This is a genomic window from Protofrankia sp. Cj5, assembly GCF_917627405.1.
Lineage (GTDB): Bacteria > Actinomycetota > Actinomycetes > Frankiales > Frankiaceae > Protofrankia.
This window is the reverse complement of record NZ_CAKJTO010000186.1, coordinates 1-5162: the sequence shown is the minus strand read 5'-3', so window position 1 is coordinate 5162 and position 5162 is coordinate 1. Positions and strand designations below refer to the sequence as shown.

The following is a 5162-nucleotide window of genomic DNA, read 5'->3' as shown; positions in this document are numbered from 1 at the left end:
TGACACCGGTCTCGGGCTGGCCGCAGCCTTTGACCGGCTGGCCAGAATCGGTGGTTCGCTCGCCGTCGCCCCCAACGACGACGATGGTGTCACCGTCCAGGCATGGGTACCGGCATGACCGGCCGAGTCATACGAGTCCTCGTCGCCGATGACCACCCCATCGTTCTCGACGGCGTGACGCTCGCGCTGCAGAACACCTCCTCCATGCGGATCGCCGGCTACGCGCGCACTGGTCGCGAGACAATCAGCGCCGTGCAGGAGTTCCACCCGGACGTGGTTCTCCTCGACCTTCGCCTGCCCGACATGTTGGCCCCAGAAGTGATTCAGGAGCTACGTGCGCAGCATTCCGCCCTGAAAATCATTCTTTTTACCGCTCACCCCGATCACGCCGCGCTCAATTCGGCCATGGCTGCGGGTGGTCACGGAATAGTCGTCAAAGACACCGAACGCACGGATCTCGTCGACGCCATCCGTCGAGTGGCGGCCGGTGAGCGCGTCATCTTCTCCGACCTCGGGCAGGACGGCCTTCTCCTGGTCAACCGAAAACTGCGCGAACACGGCCTGACTCGACGCGAGTACGACATCCTGCGGCATGTCGCCATGGGCGAAACGAATCCTGAGATCGCCTCCGCGCTTGGCCTGACTCGTAATACCGTCAAGACGTACCTGCAACGCACCTTGGAAAAACTCGGCGCGCGCAACCGTGTCGAGGCCCTCAGCCGCGCCAACCAACTCGGCATCCTGTAGCACGGCCGCCCGCCAACCCGTTTTCCGCACATGTCGCATCGCTGCCGGTCAGCACATTGCCATGGTCGCCACTCCTGGCGATCACCGCGGGTCGGCAAGGATGATGTGCGGAAGACGGGACTGAGCGATCGTCGAGTCTACGCCCCAACAGCCGTGTCACGCCCGGTGTTGTTCTGTCACTACCCAGACGCCAGCCGTCACCTGACTCTATCCACGTCGCGACCAGGTCCGCGGCCTCGGCGGCCGGGCACTCTGTCCTGTCGACAGGGCACATTCGCAGCGCCGCAAGCGGCGACCGTTGTCCTGCGTCCAGCCGCGCCCGATCCCACGGTGGCCGGCCCATCGGCGCACCCGGATGCCTGATCCGCCCAGGGCACCCATGAAGCCCTGCCGCCACTTCACGAACAAAAGATCAATAAGCGGTAATGTCACCACTCCGACAGCCAGGAAGTGAACGCACCGACGGCCGCCCCGCGTGTTTTACGTGAAAGCGCGTAGACACCAGGAGGAAGTAATGCGAGGGAAGACAATACTACCGGTGCTGGCGTTGGCACTGGCCGGCACGCTCAGTGCCTGCGGGAGTTCCGAAAGCTCCCAGAGCGCTTCAGCGCCGAGCACCGCTGCCGCTTCCGCCACCCAGGCGGCAGAATGGTCCGCCACTACGTCCGCCAATGCCACGGCCGGCTCGACCAAGGACGCTCCCGTAGGTATCCGCCAGACCTCACTCGGACGTACCCTCGTCACCCCCGCCGGCAGGACGTTGTACAGCTTCGACAAAGACAAGGGCAGCAACACCAGTAGCTGCACCGCAGCCGACTGCGTCGCCAAGTGGCCGCCGCTGCTCCTGGGGTCACCGGGCGATGTGACGGTCTCCGGGCTGGCGAAGCCCGTCGGTACGATCGTCCGTCCCGACGGCGGAATACAAGCAACGTACCGTGGCTTGCCGCTCTACACCTTCGCGGGCGACAGCGCCGCGGGCGACACCAAGGGCGACGGCGTCGGCGGCATCTGGCACGCCGTCACCCTGCCGGCCGCCGCGAGCGCAACGCAGGCCGCCACCGCTGACAGCGGCAGCGGTGGCGGCAGCAGCTACTGACCAACGATTTCGCGCGATCCGCAGCTCGAACGTGCCTGTTCAGCGCAGGCTCAGCTACCCGTACCGCGGTCAGGCCACCTCGTGCCGCAGCGGAATGTAACAGTCAGTGGAGTGGGCGGCGGGAATCTCACCCGCCGCCCACTCGCGGGGGTGGCTGCGAACTGGCGCATGCCTGATTTTGCGAACATTTTGTCCTATAATTCCCCTGGCGTATCAGTCAGCCCACTGACCGGACTACCTGTCCAAACAGTATGACCGCTACGCCATCGCCAACCATGGCCACCGTAAGAATCAACAGTACCGGTGAACAGAAGCCACAAGCCCGGGGAGATGGGCGTCAAGCGCCTCCCTGTGGATGCTGACAAACGCGTAATCGTGAGGCGCCCCATGCGCACGGCCACGCCATGGAACAGGTCCATGCACCGTCGCAGAGCACGCACCCGGCCCCCACGACACCATGCTCGGCACAGGCCACCCAGGCCAGCTCTGTCTCGATGAGCGGCCGGAGGATTCCCGGCCCAGGGCCCATCAGCGGCCGCCAGCCCGCCCTGGCCAGCATCCACCTACTTTCAGTCACGACATGAACGCTGTTGAGGCTACGATCTTCTTCATCGTATGCGGACAGCCTCCTCGTCCCCGCCGAGAGCCGCCTGTTCCAGCATCACCGATTCGGCCCCGAGGGCCTCTGCGCCATCCGCTGGAGACGCACACCGTTCTTTCTTTGTCGGGCACGGTTTCTCACCGATCGCGCAGCCCAGCGAGAGAAGGACGCGCTCTTATGGCGACCCATCGCACAGCGATCACACCCACGATCGCGTCAGGAGAACCCGTTTCTGATGCTGACCGATGCCCTGGCATGGTATACCTGGCCAATCCTGCACGCATGGTCGACGGGCGCACAAATGATCAAGAAACGAGCCTGGAGAAGCCCACGCGGCCTTACCTACCATAGCTGCCGGAGAACTGCCCCTGACCACGGCGGCCATCGAGGACTCCTCCCCGACACGTTGATCGTCGGACTACGTCCATTCGCCGATATAGAGTTACGCCGGGTAGGATAATTTCCGGACGGAGGCGCGGCGTTGACGACCTACTTCGTCGGCAGCCGTTTCCTGGCGTTCAGCCGCCTCTGCCGGGCCTGGATACGCACTGAACAGCGCCGTACCACACGCGTCGTCCTCACCATCCAGGCTGCTCTCCGCGGCTCAACGAAGCCCGCCGAGCTCCCCCGCGCCACGATCTTTCACAAGAGGCCGCAGGACCCCCAGCCGCCCCGGGACAGGGGTATACCACTGTGTCGTTGAGCGCACCAGGCTATTCCCATGTCGAGATCACGAGGATTATCAACGATGTGGCCACGGCTCGCGCCATGGCCAGCCTCCTGCACCACCATCGCAAGCCGCTGAAAAGAAGGGGACAGGCAATGACTACCGACGACATTCACCCGCTCCCTGCTACGTCCTTTCTCCGTGATGACCTCAGTCTCCGGATCCAGACCCACTCGCCCACCGCGACGAAAACGCAGGGAGAACTGGCCGAGCCGGCAACGGTGGGCGCCATCAGCTCTCGGTTGGCCGGGGCGGACCTGTCCGGCGCTCAGCTCGCCGGGGCCGACCTGTCCGGCGCCTGCTTGTTCGGGGCGAACCTGTCCAACACCATGCTGGCCGGGGCCGACCTGTCCAACACCATGCTGGCCGGGGCCGACCTGTCCGACAGCATGCTGGCTGGGGCGAACCTGTCCGGCGCCCGCCTGTTCGATGCGGAGCTGTCCGGCGCTCAGCTCGCCGGGGCGGACCTGTCCGGCGGGCAGCTCGCCGGGGCGGACCTGTCCGGCGGGCAGCTCGCCGGGGCGGACCTGTCCGGCAGCCAGCTCGCCGGGGCGGACCTGTCCGGCGCCCGCCTGTTCGGGGCGGACCTGTCCGGCGCCCGCCTGTTCGGGGCGAACCTCACCGGCGCCCGCCTGTTCGGGGCGAACCTGTCCGACGCCCAGCTCGCTGGGGCCGACCTGTCCGGCGCCCGCCTGTTCGGGGCGAACCTCACCGGCGCCCGGCTGGCCGGGGCGACCCTCACCGGCGCCCGGCTGGCCGGGGCGAACCTCACCGGCAGCCAGCTGGAGCGGGCTGACCTGTCCGGCGTCCAGCTGGACAGGGCGACCCTCACCGAGACGACCCTCACCGACGCCCGCCTGTTCGGGGCGAACCTCACCGGCGCCCAGCTGGACCAGGCGAACCTCGCAGGCGCATGGTGGTCACCGGATACACGCTGGCCGAACTCCGAATGGGCGCGACGCATGTGGGAGGCCTCGGGGGAGGTATCCCCTCGCGTTTTCCGGGTTCGGTTGGCTCCGGGCCAGGAACTCACCGGCTCCCTGTCCCTGACCTGACGCGGCAATCTGTCTGGCACGACAGTTCGATCATCCTATACCCGTGATCGACAGGGGTCGCCCGCGCCAGCTCCTCGGGGCCGGCAGCCAGGTAGACGCCACCAGCTGTTCACCCCGGACCCAATGGTTCGGCCCGGGGCTCCGGCCAAGCTCCACGGCGAGGAAACAGCTCCTCCCGCTTTGCCATATAATGATCTTTATATTGTCCTGTGGCCAGAGCTTCGGCCCGGCTGGCGCACCGCATGAGCGGAGCACGCGCCGCGCTCCGGAGGTCCTGTGTTCATAGGGGCAGGGATGCCGACGGTTGCGTCAGGGCCGGGAAGAGACCGTCACCGGGGCCACGCCTAGCCGCGATTGCGCAAGGTCGCGCGGACGGGCCGGCCGCTCCCGTCATCCCTCCTCCAGAGCCTGGATCTCCCTCGTGGTCTCCCGCAACCGGCAGGACAGGCTCCGCGCGATCGCCCGGAAAATGGCATCCCCCGCCCCCGGATGGCATTTCAACAGCAGCTCGAAGGCCACCGTCGACAGCACCTCACAGACCGTGATCCCAGCGGAAACGATACGAGTCGTCCGCACACCACCATCGACGATCGCGAGCTCACCGAAGGCGCTTCCAGCAGACACCGTCTTGAGCCGGAACCAACGGTTCCCACCCGCGCTTACCTCGATGTTCGCCAGCCCTCGAGTGACGAAGTAGAGCGCATCCGCCGGATCACCCTCGTCATACACGACCTCACCCTGGTCATAGGTGCGGACCTCCGTAGCCGCCCGGATGAAGGCCATCTCCTCGGCACCGAGCTCAGCCAACAGCTCCTGGGCGTCCAGCGGCACGTGGCCCGTCGGCGGAAGGGCCGCCAGGTCCTCCTGCAACAGCTCCTCTTCAGCCCATTCCAGCGCCGTCTCGGTATCCCGCAGCCGCCGCGTCGACCCATCAGA

The 5162-nt window shown here is 66.4% G+C and carries 4 protein-coding genes; 3 read left to right on the top strand and 1 reads right to left on the bottom strand.

The features are described from left to right. The first annotated feature begins 114 nt into the window (after window positions 1-114). The 3 genes from MJ777_RS22180 to MJ777_RS22170 all read left to right on the top strand — a co-directional run bounded on the left by MJ777_RS22180 (window position 115) and on the right by MJ777_RS22170 (window position 4226). Window positions 115-747 (top strand): response regulator transcription factor, encoded by a 633-nt coding sequence (locus MJ777_RS22180; protein ID WP_239313681.1) that lies wholly within the window; start codon window positions 115-117, stop codon window positions 745-747. Window positions 748-1261: 514 nt separating this feature from the next. Next, window positions 1262-1843, top strand: a complete 582-nt coding sequence (locus MJ777_RS22175; RefSeq protein ID WP_239313683.1) for a hypothetical protein — start codon at window positions 1262-1264, stop codon at window positions 1841-1843. Window positions 1844-3266: 1423 nt separating this feature from the next. Beyond that, window positions 3267-4226, top strand: a complete 960-nt coding sequence (locus tag MJ777_RS22170) for a pentapeptide repeat-containing protein (protein ID WP_239377681.1) — start codon at window positions 3267-3269, stop codon at window positions 4224-4226. Between the two features lie 390 nt (window positions 4227-4616). Here MJ777_RS22170 and MJ777_RS22165 read toward each other — a convergent pair. Then, window positions 4617-5162 (bottom strand): Crp/Fnr family transcriptional regulator (locus MJ777_RS22165; RefSeq protein ID WP_239377680.1); only part of this gene is annotated, 546 nt, incomplete at its 5' end.